At 67.7% G+C, this 17318-nt stretch carries 14 protein-coding genes; 7 read left to right on the plus strand and 7 right to left on the minus strand.

The window, feature by feature from the left end; all coding sequences use genetic code 11:
• Positions 1-73: 73 nt before the first annotated feature.
• The 7 genes from ACFOYW_RS06235 to ACFOYW_RS06265 all read right to left on the minus strand — a co-directional run bounded on the left by ACFOYW_RS06235 (position 74) and on the right by ACFOYW_RS06265 (position 4916).
• On the minus strand, positions 74-484 hold the full coding sequence (locus tag ACFOYW_RS06235; protein WP_390227926.1) for a helix-turn-helix domain-containing protein: 411 nt from the start codon (positions 482-484) through the stop codon (positions 74-76).
• Positions 485-985: 501 nt separating this feature from the next.
• On the minus strand, positions 986-1543 hold the full coding sequence (locus ACFOYW_RS06240) for a hypothetical protein (RefSeq protein WP_390227927.1): 558 nt from the start codon (positions 1541-1543) through the stop codon (positions 986-988).
• Between the two features lie 78 nt (positions 1544-1621).
• Positions 1622-2122 (minus strand): hypothetical protein, encoded by a 501-nt coding sequence (locus ACFOYW_RS06245; RefSeq protein WP_390227928.1) that lies wholly within the window; start codon positions 2120-2122, stop codon positions 1622-1624.
• Positions 2115-2363, minus strand: coding sequence for a hypothetical protein (locus ACFOYW_RS06250; RefSeq protein ID WP_390227929.1), 249 nt, complete (start codon positions 2361-2363; stop codon positions 2115-2117). Before ACFOYW_RS06250 ends, ACFOYW_RS06245 begins: the two co-directional genes overlap by 8 nt.
• 104 nt (positions 2364-2467) lie before the next feature.
• Complete coding sequence (locus tag ACFOYW_RS06255) at positions 2468-3289, minus strand: cyclase family protein (protein ID WP_390227931.1); 822 nt, start codon at positions 3287-3289, stop codon at positions 2468-2470.
• 20 nt (positions 3290-3309) lie between these two features.
• Positions 3310-4152 carry an NAD-dependent epimerase/dehydratase family protein gene (locus ACFOYW_RS06260; RefSeq protein WP_390227932.1) on the minus strand — a complete coding sequence of 281 codons (843 nt, stop codon included), beginning with the start codon at positions 4150-4152 and terminating at the stop codon, positions 3310-3312.
• A 95-nt stretch (positions 4153-4247) separates the two neighbouring features.
• On the minus strand, positions 4248-4916 hold the full coding sequence (locus tag ACFOYW_RS06265; protein ID WP_390228142.1) for a FadR/GntR family transcriptional regulator: 669 nt from the start codon (positions 4914-4916) through the stop codon (positions 4248-4250).
• 183 nt (positions 4917-5099) lie between these two features.
• Between ACFOYW_RS06265 and ACFOYW_RS06270 the strand changes: the two genes are divergently transcribed.
• From ACFOYW_RS06270 to ACFOYW_RS06300, 7 genes are all read left to right on the plus strand, one after another.
• A complete protein-coding gene (locus tag ACFOYW_RS06270) occupies positions 5100-6587 on the plus strand; it encodes a 2-isopropylmalate synthase (RefSeq protein ID WP_390227933.1) in 1488 nt (495 codons plus the stop codon).
• A complete protein-coding gene (locus ACFOYW_RS06275) occupies positions 6584-6718 on the plus strand; it encodes a hypothetical protein (protein ID WP_390227935.1) in 135 nt (44 codons plus the stop codon). The genes ACFOYW_RS06270 and ACFOYW_RS06275 overlap by 4 nt, the downstream gene beginning before the upstream one ends.
• Positions 6715-7086: a DsrE family protein gene (locus tag ACFOYW_RS06280; protein ID WP_390227936.1), complete on the plus strand. Its 372-nt coding sequence runs from the start codon at positions 6715-6717 to the stop codon at positions 7084-7086. The genes ACFOYW_RS06275 and ACFOYW_RS06280 overlap by 4 nt, the downstream gene beginning before the upstream one ends.
• 167 nt (positions 7087-7253) lie before the next feature.
• Positions 7254-8135 carry a TolB family protein gene (locus tag ACFOYW_RS06285; protein ID WP_390227937.1) on the plus strand — a complete coding sequence of 294 codons (882 nt, stop codon included), beginning with the start codon at positions 7254-7256 and terminating at the stop codon, positions 8133-8135.
• 104 nt (positions 8136-8239) lie between these two features.
• A complete protein-coding gene (locus ACFOYW_RS06290; protein ID WP_390227938.1) occupies positions 8240-9019 on the plus strand; it encodes a GntR family transcriptional regulator in 780 nt (259 codons plus the stop codon).
• A 217-nt stretch (positions 9020-9236) separates the two neighbouring features.
• Positions 9237-11432 (plus strand): alkaline phosphatase family protein, encoded by a 2196-nt coding sequence (locus tag ACFOYW_RS06295; RefSeq protein WP_390227940.1) that lies wholly within the window; start codon positions 9237-9239, stop codon positions 11430-11432.
• Positions 11433-11502: 70 nt separating this feature from the next.
• Positions 11503-17313 carry an InlB B-repeat-containing protein gene (locus ACFOYW_RS06300; protein ID WP_390227941.1) on the plus strand — a complete coding sequence of 1937 codons (5811 nt, stop codon included), beginning with the start codon at positions 11503-11505 and terminating at the stop codon, positions 17311-17313.
• Positions 17314-17318 lie beyond the last annotated feature (5 nt).

Consider the following 17318-nt stretch of genomic DNA (forward strand, 5'->3'; position numbering starts at 1 on the left):
TCGGATCCGCGATGCTCGCAATGAGAGTGACCAGGTTCGGGCTTTTGAATCGGTGGCGTCCAGGCGGCTGGCCTTAGTCGACTTCTGCCGAGGACGAGGCAACCGCCCTTCTGATCGTTATCAAGCTGACGCCGTAGCGTGATGCGAGCTGGGCGACGGTAGCGCCGTCTGCCCGTCTTCGCGCGATCTCGGCCTTGTCGTCCGCCGTGAAGCGTGCCGTTCTACTCGGTCCGACGCTTACGCCATTTCGCCGCAGGATGTCACGAACCGTGTTTCGCCGCAGACGGTGTCTCCGCGCGAGTTCGTAGGTCGACACGCCGCCAGCGGCGTACTCGGAGACGATCTTCGCGATGAGCTCAGCGTTGATCGTGTGCCTGTTGAGGTGCAGGCGCTCACGCGCTGGTTCCGCCGCATTCGCGAGCAGTCTGTCGAGGAGGGCGATGAGTTCTGCCGTCTGTCTCGCCTTTTTGCAGTAGCTTCTCATCAGCCCGACCACTTTGAGTTCCTACGTCTTACCGCGGTCCTCTTCGTCGTGACGCGCCAGCCCGTTGCACGATGTCCTTGGCGGCACTGTGCGAGATGCCGAACGCCTGGGCCAGCTCAAGCGCGACTTCGCCGGCTTCGTATCGCCGGACAAGCTCTGCTCGCTCGCTCGCTGTGAGATGGACGCGCTGGCGAGAGGAGGGCTCGCTGGATCCTTGTCGTGAGGCGGCACCCCGCACCTTCGCGAGTACGTTCGTAAGCGTCCACTCACGGGTGGAACGTTTTGAATAAGCGCCCAGTAGGTGCACCAAACCTTCAGGTAACGGCGCGTATTCGCATCGCGTTTCTACGTGAGTGAGTGCCAGCCTGTTTTTGCTTCGGCTACCTGAAGCGACGTGCGCAGGTACAGCTAGCCCCGCCGCCCCGGTTCAGGGCGTTGGGCACTGTTCTTGAACCCAGCCTGTCCAGGCCGGCGTCTATGTTCCTGATGATTCCGCGATCCTCACACGTCGCGGGGCGTCGGGCTGCCCTGTCCCGCCCTAGTCGCCCTAGTAAGCGGGCGCTCGTCGGTGGAAAGTTGTGAATAGGCGTCCTGGCGGGCGTGCGATCTACGTGCGAAGCACCAAGCAGCCGCAACCGCCGGGACGACGAGAACGAACGCGACCGGAACGGAGCTCCAGATCGCGGCCGCAGGCATCAACCCGACGAGCCCGGCCAGCACGATTGCCCAGGTTCCCCGCCAAAGTGTCCACCGGATGGTGCTGCTCATAACGACGATGACGGCGGCCGCAGCGACCGCCGCGAACAGGATCAACGAAAGCCCAAGCGACCACCCGATCACCATGTGACCTGCGGGATAGTGCGGGGCGGTGGAGTTCTCTTCGGCGGGAAAGACGATCGCATCGTGGGCCGCGACCCATTTCGAGAAACCGAATCCCGCCAGCGTGGCCGCGCCGGCGAAGATGAGTGCCGCCGCAGCCGGCATGATCACGGAGACCCTGGCGGAGACTCCGTGTCGAGCAGCCGGTGCGGTCTGAGTCGGACTTTCTGCAGTAGTCATTGCTGCGCCTCCTGGGCGTCGATCTGAAAACGTCACGTCACCTCGCCGCCGCGGTCCGTAGCGCGCGATCCGTTGCGCCTATCGACGTCGTCGGTTCGCGCTGACGTGTCTGCGTACGAATTCGTGCGGCCCGAGAATGAGGCGCCCATTCCATGGGCTCAGCGGAGTCAGATCGGTGTCATCGCTGATGATCAGGAGCGCATCCACCGCTGCAGCGAGGTTGAGGATCTGGTTGTCCTCGAAGTCGCCGATGCCGCGGTCGCGATTCGTCGCAGGCTCGACGACTGCGCCGCCGGTTTCGGAGATCACCTCAAGCAGGTCATTGATGTGACCGTTGATGAGGTCTGCGGAGAGTCCCGCGTCCCGCAGGATGCGAGTTGCATTGTGAATGATGTGCGGGGAGGCGAAGAGTGCGTAATCGCGCGGCCCGTCGTAGAACATGATCGACACGCAGTCGGCCGATGCGTTGCGCGTCGAAGGTCGAAGTTCCTGAATCCGGGGCCAGGAACTCTCCGGGCCGACGAGGTTGTCGACGTAGATGTGGATGTCGAAGACAAGGTTGGTCTTCGGCTCAGGCATTCGCCAACGCACTCCTGACGAGGTCGCGGACTTCCTCTTCGCTCAAGGTGCGGCCGAGTTGGCGACGTGCTTCTGCGCGCCTCGCCTGCATCTTCTCCTCACGCATCCGCGCGCGGTACTCCGCTACAGCGATCCGTAGGAACTCCGAGCGATTCCCATGACCGTAGAAGTCGGCGACCTCCTGCAGATCATCGGCTTCATCGGGGAGAACGGAGAACCCAATGGTCCTGGCCTCACGCATCAGGATTCCTTTCGTTGCTTACCAGTATGCGACCACCCCGCCGCGCCAGCAACTCCGCTGGCAGAGTCGCACCGCCCCGTGTACGTGGGCCCGTGTTCCTCAACTCATGGCCCTGGCACCTTCGCGAACGCGCGGACGGGGACGGCTCCGAGCTGCGCGACCTTCACAGGAGCAGCGGTGAAGGTGGCGCCACTCGCCGGGAGGTTGCCGAGGCCGGTGAGGTTCACCACGATGTGGATGCTGGAAGCCAGGAAAGCCGTGCGCGCCGGGCGCTCACCGTCCGCACCGGCGGTGGTGTCATCGATGCCGATGGAGTCGATTCCGACCAGCCGGACGCCTTGCTCGACGAGGTAGGCCGCCCCGTCCACACGGAGGAACGGCGTGCCCTGCTGGGACGAGCTGGTCCCGAAGCGCCTGCCCCAGCCGGTGTGCAGCAGCACGGCCTTGCCGCGCACGTCCCGGTCGTAGAACACCGAGGCGGGGATACCTCTTTCGATCGCGTCGGCGACGTGAAAGACCTCGGTGGGGACGTCGACGACGCTCTCGAGATCGACGGAGGACTGGCCCGCGCCTCCCGCGTAGCGGTCGACGCCGTTGTCGAAGTGGGTGCCGGTGTTGCCCGGCGACGTGACGAGGCCCTCATGGACCGCGCGGCTGAGATCAACGAGGCGGTAGCCGGCAGCTGTTGGCGGTTGCACCGCCGCCGCGATGCCGCGACTGCCCTTGTGCGGTTCGGCGACGATCTCGAGCCGGTCAAACCGGACCTCACCGACCAGCGCGAGCCCGAGGTGCTGCACCAGCAGGCGGCCAACCTCTGCTTCGGAAGCATCCTGGCTTGGGAGGTCTAGTCGGAACCCTTCCGCGGTGAGACCGCCGCCGTTGACGAAGGAGATCTGGACGTCGAAGACGGCGCGGTACTCGGTCATACCGGACCGGAACTGTCCCCTCACAGTTGCCGGAACCCCTCGCGCCAGCTCGGCCGGGTCAACGCGAGCCCGCGGGCTTGCGCTCGGGCATTGCTCACGGGGCGGCCGATGTCGCCGCTCGGGCTGAAAGTCGGTGCGGGCGCGCCGACGGCCCCGGCGAACACCGGGCCCCATTCGGTTCCGGGGGCGGGCTCATCGTCGACGATGTTCCACGCTCCGGCGGCCCAGTCGAGCGCGAGGAGGATGGCGCGAGCCGCATCGTCGACGTGGATAAACGACGTGACCGTCTCGGTCGCTGGCAGCAGCCCGGCGCGTGCGGCCTTGGCGCGTTGGCCGTCTGCGGCGTACCAGGTCCCGGCGCCGTAGAGCTGACCGAATCTCAGCACCACGCCGCCCTCCATCTCGCGGACGGCGTCTTCCAAAGCGGCAACGCCGCGAACGGTCGTGAGCCGGGGCTCCTCGGCGTCGAGGTCGAGCGGCTCGTCCTCATCTGCCGCCGTGTCGCCGGGCGCGTACACCCAGGAGATGCTCTCCGCAATCATCCGGGTGACACCAGCTGCGCTCACTGCGTCGACGAGATTGCGCGTCCCGGCAGTGCGCAGCAGAGCATTACTGGCCGAGTCGCCGGCGGCCAGGTCGGTCAGAAGGTCCACGACCACATCCGGCCGCGCCTCGGCGACAGCGCCGGCGAGCTGGTCGCGGTTCAGCGCGTCGGCGACGACGGGCGTTGCGCCAAGCTCTCGAATGATCGCGGCACCGCGGGTCGAGCGCGTCATCCCGACCACCTCATGCCCGGCGGCCACGGCCAGCGGCACGAAGGCCCGCCCGAGCACACCGGATGCTCCCGCGACGGTGATCCTCATACGCACGTCCTCTTTCTGTCGTCCTGGTCCGGGCTCGGGAGTACCTGGCCCAGAGATAGGGGTCAACGGATGCTCGATACTGCGCCCGCCGTCGCTCAGAGCAGCTTGGTCATGAGCGCGAGCAGATGCTCGCGGGTCAGGGCGGCGGCGGTGGCGGCATCGTGCGCGCTGATCGCGTCGATGATGCGCACATGGGTGAGGTGGTCGGCCTCCGTGCCGTAGTTGCCTCCGATTCGGAGCAGTTCGATCATTGCCTGCCTGCTGCGCGGGGTGAACCCGTCGAAGAGCTCGATGAGTATGGGGTTGTGCGCTGCCGTCACGATGCTGCGATGCAGCGCCGTGTCCGTATCGACGTGCTCCTCGATCTCTGCTCGGTGCGCAGCACGGGTCTCGAGGGCGCGCCGCATCGTCCGCAACTCGGCCGGTGTGCGCCGCTCGGCGGCGAGAGCGGATGCCTCGACCTCGATCGCGATGCGTGCCTCGATGACCGCGGTGATGCCGGCGCGGCGCAGGACCTGGTCCCAGTCCTCGGCCTGTTCGAGTGCGGTGACGAAAACTCCGGCGCCCTGGCGGCTGGCGAGCACGCCGCGCCCGGCCAACTGCCGGATGGCTTCCCGGATCGTCGAACGCCCGACGCCGAGCTGGGGGGCCAGAGTCGTCTCGCCCGGCAGCTTCTGCCCGAGCCCCCACTCGCCGCCGCGGATCCGGTCGAGCAGCGCCTCGGCGGCCTGCTCGGCCAGGGGCTCTCGGCGCACCTGCATCATGAAATCATTTTCCCTCATCGCCAACAACTCTACTTGTCTGAGGAGTTGTGTTAGCGTGAACCTGTGCTTGACGGACTTCTTCTCCTTCGCTGCCACGGCGGGGCCTAGCCAGACCGGCTCCCCGACGTGGAGCCGCTGCACGCGCCGGTCGATCACTCCCACGATCGAAAGAGAAGTACGACCATGACCAATAGCGCCTTCCCGAGCCTCTCCACCCCCGCCGGGCCGATTCCCGCGGATGCGCCTCAATGGAACCGGCAGCGGCGCTCCCAGATGCCCTCCCACCGCTACCGCGACGTGTACTCGCGTGTAGACGTCCCGCTCACCAGTCGGGAGTGGCCGACCAAGCGCCTCACTGCGGCGCCGCTGTGGGTGCCCGTGGACCTCCGCGACGGCAACCAGGCCCTTGCAGAACCGATGGATCCGGCGCGCAAGCTCCGCTTCTTCGAGCTGCTGATCGCGATGGGCTACAAAGAGATCGAGATCGGCTACCCGTCGGCGTCGCAGACCGATTACGACTTCGTCCGCGTCATCGCAGAGGGGGAGATCGTCCCAGCGGACGTCGCCGTCGTCGTCTTCACCCCGGCACGTCGAGACCTGATCGAGCGCACCGTGGAATCCATCCGCGGCATCCGCAACGAGGTCGTAATACACATGTACACCGCCACCGCCCCGATCTGGCGCGAGATGGTGCTCGGCAAGGGGCGCGAGGAACTGCGCGAACTGGTCCTCGCGGGCGCACGCGACGTGCTCGAACTCGCAGGACACCTGCCGAACGTGCGGTTCGAGTTCAGTCCCGAGGTCTTCAACCTCACCGAGCCGGATTACGTCGTCGAGATCTGCGACGCCGTGACCGAACTGTGGGATGCCACACCACAGCGTCCCGTCATCCTCAACCTGCCCGCAACCGTCGAGATCGCTACGCCCAACGTCTACGCCGACCAGATCGAGTACATGCACACCCGTCTCGCCCGGCGGGACTCCGTGATCCTCTCGGTGCACCCGCACAACGATCGGGGCACCGGCATCGCTCGCGCCGAGCTCGCCGTGCTCGCAGGCGCGCAGCGGGTCGAGGGCTGCATCTTCGGCAACGGCGAGCGCACCGGCAACGTGGATATCGCGACCCTGGCGTTGAACCTGCATGCCCAGGGGGTTGACCCGATGATCGACTTCTCCGACATCGACGAGATCCGCCGCACCGTCGAATACTGCAACCGGATCGAGGTGCACCCGCGGCATCCGTATGTTGGCGACCTCGTTCACACCGCGTTCAGCGGCACCCACCAGGACGCCATCAAGAAGGGCTTCGCCGAGCACCGCGCCCGAGCCGCAGCCGAAGGCCGGCCGGAGCGGCACATCGAGTGGCGGGTGCCGTATCTGCCCATCGACCCGGCCGATCTCGGGCGCAGCTATGACGCCGTGATCCGTGTCAACTCGCAGTCCGGGAAGGGCGGGATCGCCTATCTGCTCGAGTCGGAGTACGGCATCGAGCTGCCTCGCCGGATGCAGATCGACTTCTCGCGGCGGGTCCAGGAGCATACCGACAGCACCGGCGTGGAGATCGACGCGGCCGGGCTGCTCGCCCTGTTCGAGCGCAGCTACCCGTCTTCGGGGCTCGGTGCCACCGAGGCGACCGACGATCCGTCCTTGCCCGAACGCAGCGCATCGTGATCGATGAGGCGCTGGCGGACTACGAGACGACCTGGGCCGCCGCAGGCACCCTGCGCACCGTTTTGCTGTTGAGCTTCGACCAGCTGAGGACGCTCACGAGTGGAACACCTGTCACGGTGGCCGCAGCATGAGCACGGACCGCATCACCAGGAAGACCATCGCGCATCTCTTCCACGACGACCCCGACTCGCTGTTGATCGGCAGTCGGCTGCCCGCCCGGATCAACGAGATCGCGGCCGATAACGGCATCGAGGTCGAGGTGTTCGTCTTCGGCCCTGCGCAGCGTCGCCTCACGCAAGCCGAGACCGAGGCCGACAAGGTGTTCAACACCCGGATCGACGAACTGGTCGCCTCCGGCATCCGGGTCGGCGCATGCATCAACACCGCCCGCGCCGACGGCTCTGAGCAGACGCTGACCCAGCGGGGCCTGAGACTCGCCGTCGCGCGCGACGAGTTCATCCGGTTCACACTCGAGAACGCCACTGTCATCACTTTCTAGAACCGGCACCGACCACCCCGGAGCCCTGGCCCCGATCGACATCTCAGCCGTCGCCGCGCTCTAGCAGAAGGCCGAGGAGCTGGTCGGCTGCGCGCCCGCCCATCACCGGCAGGATGAGAGTTGGCGAGTTGCCGGCGCGGACACTACGAGACAACGGAGATTCTGAAATGGCGCGATCCTTCCAGCACGCGGGGCAGCGGGCCCGGTTGCATGTCATCGATGTGAAGAGCGGCGAATCCCGCGTGGTGTTCGAGTCGAGCGAGGTGCTGTTCGAGGCGCCGAACTGGACGGCGGACGGGTGGCTCGTCGTCAACGGTGACGGTCGACTGTTCCGCATCCCCGCCGCGGGCGGTGCCGAGCTGGAGGAGATTCCGCTGGGCGACATCCCCGAGCTGAACAACGACCACGTGCTCGCGCCCAACGACACGTCCGTGTTCGTCTCCGCGCAGGACGGTCACATCTACGAGGCCGCGCTCGATGGTTCGGAGCAGCGGCGGGTCACAGAAGTCGAGCGGCCCCTCTACAAGCACTACCTGCACGGCGTCACGCCGGACGGGCAGACGCTCGTTTTCACCGGCATCACGCGGGTCGCCCAAGAGAACGGCGAGATGATCATCACGCTGATTCCCGCGGCCGGCGGCGAAGAGGTTCAACTCACGCCCGACGACCACGCGGACGACGGCCCCGAGTTCACGCGAGACGGGGCACGGATTCTGTTCAACTCGGAGCGCGGCTCGAGCGAGGCCGGGCACGCGCAGCTGTTCAGCATGAATACGGATGGCTCGGACATCCGTCAGCTCACGACGGATGAGCGGGTGAACTGGTTCCCGCACCAGTCGCCCGATGGCAGCGAGATCGCGTATGTGAGCTTCCCGTCGGGCACGCTCGGCCACCCGGCCGATGTGGATGATGTACAGATCCGGGTGCTTGCGGCAGACGGCTCGATTCGCGAGCTTGCGCGGCTGTTCGGCGGTCAGGGCACGATGAACGTCCCGAGCTGGTCGCCGGACGGCACCGAGATCGCGTACGTGGACTACCCGCTGTCCTGACGGGCGAGCGACGGAGCGCCCGTCCCCTTTACCGGCGATTCATCCGTCAGCTGTAGCGTTCCCGCCGTGTGGCGGCCTGACTCGACGAATCCTTCGGAACCGGGGTGACCGCGCCGTCGCCGGACGAGCCGTCGGGCAATGACGACACCGAGGCGCGCAGGGCGCCCGAGAGCTATCGCGACGTGGCGGCCGACCTCCGGCGCCGCATCGATCAGGGGGAGTTCCCGATCGGCAGCCGCCTGCCGAGCGAGGTCACGCTGGCGGCGGAGTACGGGGTGTCGCGTCGCCGGGTGCGTGACGCAATGGCAGGGCTCGCCCGGCAGGGCTATGCGATCCCGCGGCCGCGCGGAGGGTGGGTCGTGCAGGGCCGTCACCAGACCCAGGGCTTCGACCACATGCAGTCGTTCGCGCAGTGGGCCGAGGGCGGCGGCCGCGTTCCGGGCGGCCTGGTCACTGCGCGCGAGCGGCGCCCCGCGACTGCGCAGGAGGCCCGGGTGCTGGCCATCAGGCTGGGGGAGCCGCTGCTGCGATTCACGCGGGTGCGGACGCTCGAGGGTCGGGTCGTGATGATCGAGCGGTCGACGTGGGCGACGTGGGTGTCGCACGTGATCGACGAGATGCCCGACGACATCGTCTCGACGACGGCAGCGCTGGCGGATGCCGGGATCCGCGTCACCTCGGGCAACCACCGCATCGAGGCGGTCGCCGCGTCGAAGGAGGACGCCGAACTGCTGGGCGTGCGCCGGTCGAGCCCGCTGCTGCAGGTGAGCAGGCTGACGACGACCCGCGAGGGGCGCGTCGTCGAGCTGGGCGTCGACCGGTACCGGGCCGAGGCGATCGCGTTCGAGGTCATGGCCGGCGACGCGATCCGCACGCTCATCTGACTGCTCGGCGCGCTTGTTGCCGGCCCGGGGCGGCCGGGCATCGCCGCGTTGGGGATGCCTCGTGCGGCACCGGTTCCGGCCCAATGTGCACGTTCGGCCGTCCAACATCGGCGTTGGAACGACGTTCAGCCGTTTCGAGCCACCCAGTTCACTTTCCGTTTGCCCTCTGCCAGTGATCTGACTCTCGGCCCAGCAACACCAGACCGAAGGAGCCTCGATGTCAAGCGAGCCCACCGAGTTCACGCCCGATCCGTATGAGCGCAAGCAGACGGTCCCCGACGAGATCCTGCGGTCAGGCCTGTCGCGTCGCGGCATGCTCAAGGCGATGGGCCTCATCGGCGGCGCGGCTGTGGCGATCGGCGGCGGCGCCGCGGCATGGGCGGCCGGCTCCGGCTCGGCCCCCGCGCCCGTCGGCGCCAAGGACGCCAATTACGTGCTGCCCGAGGGATTCAAGGGCGACATCTCGGACCTCAAGCACGTCGTGGTCCTGGTGCAGGAGAACCGCGCCTTCGACCACTACTACGGCTCACTGCCCGGCGTGCGTGGCTTCAGCGACAAGCAGGCCCTGAAGTTCCCGAACGGCACCAACGTGTTCTCGCAGCCGAGCGGCAGCTCGACCTACACCCCGACCCGCGTGACGACGGTCGCGGGCACCACCACCGGTCTCGACCACTCCTATTCCGGCGGCCTTGCCGCGTGGAACTCGGGCAAGTACAACAACTGGGTCGCCGCCAAGGGGTCGGCCACGATGAACTACGTCACCGGCGAGGAACTGCCCTGGCAGTACTCCCTCGCGAGCGCGTACACGATCTGCGACAACTGGCACTGCTCGATCATGGGGCCGACGACCCCGAACCGCCTGTACCACTGGACGGGCACGTCGAACGGCGTGACCGACAACGGCGGCGAGTCCAACGGCAACCGCACCTGGCAGACCTATCCGGAGGCGCTGCAGGCGGCGGGCGTGTCGTGGCGCATCTACGTCGACAACTCGAACAACGGCAGCAGCTGGGTCGGCGACTACACCGACAACCCCATCCGCGGATTCTCGACCTTCACCACCTCGGGCACGTCGTCCGCTGACACGGCCAACCGCGCCGATCCGGTCAAGAACGCGCCGGGCACGGGCCTCGTCTGGCGGGCCGGCTCGGCGCCGTACGCGACGACCTACGAGCCCGGAACGACGACCGCGACGCCCAACAACGACAGCGACGACAACCTGACCTCAGTGCTGCAGGACTTCATCGCCGCGTGCCAGCCCGAGGCCGAATACCCGCTGCCGCAAGTCTCATGGATCGTCGCCCCCTACGGGTGGTGCGAGCACCCCTCGGCCAACCCCGAGCACGGCGCGCACTTCAGCAACAAGGTCATCGAGACGCTGCAGAGCAACGAGGACCTGTGGAAGAGCACCCTGCTCATCATGACCTTCGACGAGAATGACGGGTACTTCGACCACGTCCTGCCGCCGTACCCCGAGGCCGGGACGGCGGGCGAGTACTCCGGCAGCACTCCGATCGGGTATGGGGCGCGTGTGCCGGGCATCCTGGTGTCGCCGTGGACCCGCGGTGGCTGGGTCAACAGCGAGACGTTCGACCACACGTCCATCATCCGGTTCCTCGAGACGTGGACCGCCTCGCTCGGCACCCCCGCGACGAGCACGGTCATCACCGACTGGCGCCGCGCCATCAGCGGCGACCTGACCAGCGCGATCGACTTCGCGCACCCCGTGGTCGACACACCCTCCTTGCCCGACACCGAGGCCCTCGTGCAGATCGCCCGCGCGGGCGGCACGATCAGCACCCAGGTGCCTGCGGCCGACAAGTGGGACGGCGGCACCTTCAGCCACCGACCACTGTCGTTCCACCCGCACGGCACGTTCTCCGAAGACCGCGTCAACGGCAAGGTGACCGCCGCGCTCAGCCTGGTCGGCGGCCCGACGGGCAAGGCCGTGAGCCTCCAGGCGTTCCCGGACAAGTACCTGCCGTTCGCGAACTCCCCGCACACGGTCTCGGCCGCGAACCCCTACGACTACGTGTGGGACGCGACGCAGACCGACGGCCAGTACGCCTTCTCGGTCTACGGGCCCGACGGATTCGTGCGGTCCCACGCGGGCACGCTGTTGCCGGCGGGGCAGAACAACGCCGGAGTGCCGCGTGTCGATGTCGACCTCGTCGCGGGCAGCACGCCGACGGTCGAGATCGCCCTGCACAACGACGGCCTGCAGCAGGTCGAGTACACGCTCACCGCGAATGACTACGTCGGCGGCACTCAGACGATCTGGGTCGCCCCGGGTCAGACGAAGACCGTGACGTGGCCGACTTCCGAGGGCTATTACGACGTCGCGCTCGCCGCGGACACCGGCACGGGCTGGAAGCACCGCTACGCCGGCCGCGTCGCTCAGCTCACCGCCTGACGACCCGAGCCCTGACTCCCACCCCCACCCCCTTTTTCGCGCCTCTCGACCCCCTCACCTGGAGAAGCCCATGGCCGTGCAGCCCCCCTCGATCCGCCGCGCACGCCGCCTCAGCGGCCCCAGCCGTCCGCTTCGGCGCGGCGTGCTCGCCTTCGTCGTCTCCGCAGCCCTGCTGGCGACGGGTCTCGTCGTAGGGCTCGGTCAGCCGGCGTCCGCCGATCCGACGTTCGCGCAGCAGGATGCGATCACACCGGTCGTCTCGTACAACTTCGACAGCGACTCGGGGTCGTCCGTGACCGACTCGTCGGGGTCGGGCAACAACGGCACCTGGGCGGGCACGCCTTCGTATGTCGCGGGCGTCTCCGGCCGTGCGATCTCGGTGAGCGCCGGCGCGAACTACGTGAAGCTGCCGCTGGTGACGGGCCAGACGGATGCCTCGTCGAGCTTCTCGTACGAGTTCTGGCTCGACGAGCTCTCGAGCACGTCGGATTCGCCGGTCTTCTCCAACCAGAACTTCGTGCACTGCTATGACCCGGGCGCGACGCTGTACAACACGTCGAGCTCGGGCATCCTGCAGGGCTGCTTCGGCCAGAACGGCACATCGACGACGCAGCATTACCAGAAGGGCGTGAGCGCGAGCAGCGTCAAGAACACGTGGCACTACGTGTCAGCCGTGTACGACCGTACGGCCGGCACGGTCACCTTCTACCTCGACGGCGTGCAGACCTCGGCGAGCACCGCCGGCGAGCTCAGCTCGGCGTTCAACCTCGACAGCGGCTACGCCTTCAACCTCGGCGGCGAATCGGGCACGACGACCGACAGCGGCGACGGCTACGTCAATGCCTACGTCGACGACTTCAGCTTCTATGACGCGGCCATTCCCGCCTCGCAGGTCGCGGCGGACTATGCGGCGACCACCCCGGCGACCCACTTCGCGGTGACCACGACGACCAATGGCCACGGAACGGCGACCTCGACTCCGCTTGCACCCACCGCCGGTGCCACGGTGACGCTCACGTCGAAGCCTGCGGCCGGCTACTCGTTCAGCGGCTGGACCGTCGTCTCGCCCTCGACGCTGACCATCAACCCGGACGGCACCTTCACCGACCCGGGCGTGCCGGTCACCGTAGAGGCGAACTTCACGCTGAAGAACGACCTGACCTTCGATCCGACGGACCCGATATCACCGGTCGTCGCGTACAACTTCGACGGCGACTCGGGCACGACGGTCTCCGACGACTCGGGTTCGGGCAACGACGGCACCTGGTCGGGCACGCCCTCGTACGCCACAGGCGTGTCCGGAAAGGCCGCCTACGTGAACTCCCCGAGCGGCAGCACGAGCGGCGTCAACTTCTTCAAGCTGCCACTGGTGGCCGGGCAGACGGATGCCTCGTCGAGCTTCTCGTACGAGTTCTGGATGGACGAGCTCTCCTCGAGCTCCGACTCGCCGATCGTCTCGAACCAGAACTTCACCCACTGCTATGACCAGGGCACCACGCTCTACAACACGGCGGGCAGCCCGGGAACGCTGCGGGCCTGTTACGGCCAGAACGGCACGTCGACGTCGCAGAACTATCTCGCGAACGTCAGTACGAGCGATGTGAGGAACACGTGGCACCACGTGGCCGTCGTCGTCGACCGCACGGCCGGAACGATGACGACCTACCTCGACGGTGTGCAGACCGCGCAGAGCACCTCCCTCAGCAGCGCGTTCACGCTGAAGAGCGGATTCGCGTTCGCGGTCGGCGCCGACGGGTCCGGCAAGGACACGGCCAACGACGGCTTCGTCGACGCCTACATCGACGACTTCAACTTCTTCGACGCTGCGATTCCGGCCTCTCAGGTCGATGCGGACTTCGTGGCCACCAACCCCGATCCCGCCCACTACACGGTCGCCTTCAACGGGAACGGCGCCGACGGCGGCTCCACCGCGTCCGAGAGCTTCACCGCCGGCAAGGCGCAGGCGCTGACCACCAACGGCTACACCCGTGCCGGGTACGCATTCGAGGGCTGGTCGACGACGCCGACGGGCTCGGCGACGTACACCGACGGCCAGACCGTGAACGGGCTCTCGTCGACCGACGGTGCGACCGTCACCCTCTACGCCGTCTGGAACCGCTACCGGGCCAGCGGCGACACGGTCGCGCCACTGGTCTCGTACGACTTCGACAAGGACAAGAACGGGGTCGTCACGGACTCGTCGGGCAACTCCGACAACGGAACGTGGACGGGAACTCCGCAGTACGGCACCGGTCTCGGCGGCACCGGCAAGGCGATCCGTGTGAGCGACGGCGCCAACTTCGTGCAGCTTCCCCTGCTCAACGGCAAGACCGACGGCTCGGGCAGCTTCTCGTTCGTGTTCTGGCTCGGTCAGGAATCGAACACCGGCGACGCGTGGGTCTTCACGAACATCGACGGGGGCACCTGCAACCTCGCGGGGCTCGGCCTCTACAACATCAGTGCCGGTGTGCTGCAGGCCTGCTTCGGCCAGACCGTGGGCGGCACGAAGGAGTACCAAGCCCTCGGAGGGACGCAGATCGACAGCGCCTGGCATCAGGTGGCGGGCGTCGTGAACCGTTCGACCGAGACGGTGACCTGGTACCTCGACGGCACTGCGGTGGCCACGAGCGCGGCCGGTGCGCTGACGAGCTCGTCGAACCTCGTCTCGGGCGACCCGTTCACGATCGGCCAGAACGGTTCGGGCTCGTACACCTACAACGACGACGCGTGGGTCGACGACTTCGATTTCTACAACTCGGCGATCAGCGCGGCGCAGATCCAGAACGACTACAACGCCACCAAGCCGGCCAGCACGACCTTGCCGAGCGACAGCGACACGACGACGGGAACGAGCATCGGCACGACAGTGCCGAGCGGATTCATCACCGACACCCTGCACGCACCGCAGACGCGTGTGGGTGACACCGTGTCGCAGCCGGTCAGCGGTCTGTGGAACGGCTCGACGCCGACGTCCTACACGAAGGTCTCGGGTGACTCGTGGCTCAGCGTCGGCTCGAACGGCGTCGTCACCGGAACGGCCCCGGCGAGCGTGCCGCAGCACCCCGGTTCGATCACCGTGAAGGCGACCGACGGCTCGACCACCTCGAGTCTGACCGTCGAGGTGCCGGTCCTCGGCGCCGACGACGCGCCGCAGCTCGCCACGGCGACCTGGAACCTCTGGGGTGCGGGCGCCAACGTCGACGACTCCCTGCTCAAGGACCTCACCGTCATCGCGAACAACGGTCTCGACGTGATCGGCGTTCAGCAGGACGGGGGAACGGTCGCTCAGCAGCTGGCCCAGGGGCTCGGCTGGTACGACTATGAGGGCGCGCAGGGCGTCGGCATCGTCTCCGCCTATCCGCTGTCGAGTTCCGGAGTAGTGGATGCGACGAGCACAGCACCCGCCGTGGGCGTCACCGCGAACGTGCTGGGTGATGCGGTGCGGGTCTGGGACACCTCGCTCGACGGGTCCGGCTACGGTCCGGCGAACGCGTGCACCAATGGTGTGACGGATGCCTCGGCCCTGGTGTCTGCCGAGAAGTCGACCCAGCGTTATGCGCAGGCCCAGGCCGTCGCAGCCGAGGTCACGAGCGATGTGCAGACCGCGGATGCGACGCCGGTGATCCTGCTTGGCGACCTGCAGTCCCCGTCGGCGGCCGACTGGACGGCCGCGACGGCGTCGGAGAACTGCGGCGTGGGCGCGGTCGACTGGCCCGTGCCCGACCAGTTCACGGCGGCCGGTCTGACCGACACCTTCCGGGCGGCCAACCCGGACCCGACGACGGATGCCGGTGACACGTGGTCTCTCTTCGACACGAGCGTCCCGCAGGAACGGGTCGACTACGTGTACTCGGCGGGCAGTGAGCTCGCCGTGCTGGGGTCCAACACGCTGGTGGCCGGCTGGCCCGAGGCGAATGACACGGCGGGCAACGCGTGGACGAGCGACCATGCCGCCGTCGTGACGACGTTCCGCATCGGCGCGCCGACGGCGGCACAGCCGGCGCCGACCGTCACCGTGACGACGAACACGGTCGCCTACCAGGTCGGTACGAGCGCCCCGAGCGGGAGCGACCTGCTGGCCGCGGTCGGCGCGTCAGCGACCGATGGCGCGACCCTTGCGGTCGATGACAGCGACGTGGACTTCACGACGGCCGGCACGTACACCGCGCAGGTGACCGCGACGGACCCGTCGGACGGATACACCTCGGATCCGGTGAGCATCGCTGTCGAGGTCGTCCCGGTCATCACGATCGCGCTGGGCGAGACATCCGCTGCCTTCACGTTGAGCGCCGGCCAGTCCCTGGACCCGTCGGCCGTGCTCGACGCGCTGGAACCGTCGACCGGGGGAGTGGGCACCGTGTCGATCGACCTGTCGCAGGTGAACGACGCAGTGACCGGCACCTACCCCGTCGTTGTGACCGCCACGGACTCCTCCGGGTTCGACGCGAGCGCGAATGCGACGGTGTCGATCACGGTCCCGACCGCGATCTCGGTGACGGACGACGGGCACGGCACCGCGTCGGCGACGCCGACCACGGCTCTGCCCGGCGCGAGCGTCGAGCTCGATGAGACCCCGGCGACCGGCTACCACTTCGACACGTGGGCCCCCGTCTCCCCGGCCGGCCTCGACATCGAGCAGGAATCCGACGGGGTGTACTCGTTCGTGATGCCGGACTCAGGCGCCGTGAGCGCCGAGGCGACGTTCGCGCCGAACACCTATTCGGTCGCCTTCGATGCGAACGGTGGAAGCGGCGCGGCGGCGCCCGAGACGCTGATCTACGACGCGCCGGCGGCGCTCACCGACAACGGGTTCACTCTCGCCGGCTACGCGTTCCAGGGCTGGGCGACCAGCCCGAGCGGTCCGGTGGCGTACGCGGACGGCGCGACGGTCAAGAACCTCTCCTCCGATGCGGGCGCCACAGTGACCCTCTACGCGGTGTGGGCGCCGATCACGTACACGGTGCACTTCGACGCCAACGGGGGCTCGGGCGCGACGCCCGACCAGTCGTTCACCTACGGTACGGCGCAGCAGCTGACCGCCGACCGGTTCACCCGCACCGGCTACACCTTCGCCGGGTGGGCGACGACCGCCGGCGGCGGAGTGGTCTACAGCGACCAGCAGTCGGTGTCTGAGCTGACTCAGACCGGGGGAGCCACGGTCACGCTGTACGCGGTGTGGAACCTGGTGACCTATCAGCTGAGCTATGACCTCGGCGGAGGCACTCTGAGCGGCTCCAACCCGGCCACCTACACCGTCACGGACGAGCCGATCACGCTCACGAACCCCACGCGGTACGCCTACACCTTCGCCGGCTGGACGGGCACGGGGCTGACCGGCCCGACCACGACCGTGACGATCCCCGCGGGAGCGACCGGTGATCGCAGCTACGTCGCAACGTGGGTGCAGGCCGCGCCGACGTGGTCGGCGTCGATGGCTTACGCGACGGCGGGCACGAAGGTCTTCTATCAGGGCAAGCTCTACGTCTCGGCGTACTGGACGCAGAACCAGAAGCCCGGCGACCCGAACGGTCCGTGGGAGGAGGTCGGCGCGCCGACAGTGACCGCGCAGGGCACCGCGGCTGCCTGGACCGCGTCGTGGATCTACAACGGCGGAGAGACCGTCGCCTACGGCGGTGCGCTCTACAAGGCCTCCTACTACACCCGTGACCAGACCCCCGGCGACCCGAACGGTCCGTGGGAGCAGATCGGCGCCCCCGTCGTGACCAGCCAGGGCACGTTCGACAGCTGGACGGCCTCGTGGATCTACAACGGCGGAGAGACCGTGGCCTACAAGGGGCACCTCTACAAGGCGCAGTACTACACGCGCGATCAGGCACCCGGTGGCTCGAACGGACCGTGGAAGGACCTCGGCGCCTACTGACGACC

It is taken from the genome of Gryllotalpicola reticulitermitis, from assembly GCF_042651345.1.
Classification (GTDB): Bacteria; Actinomycetota; Actinomycetes; order Actinomycetales; family Microbacteriaceae; genus Gryllotalpicola; species Gryllotalpicola reticulitermitis.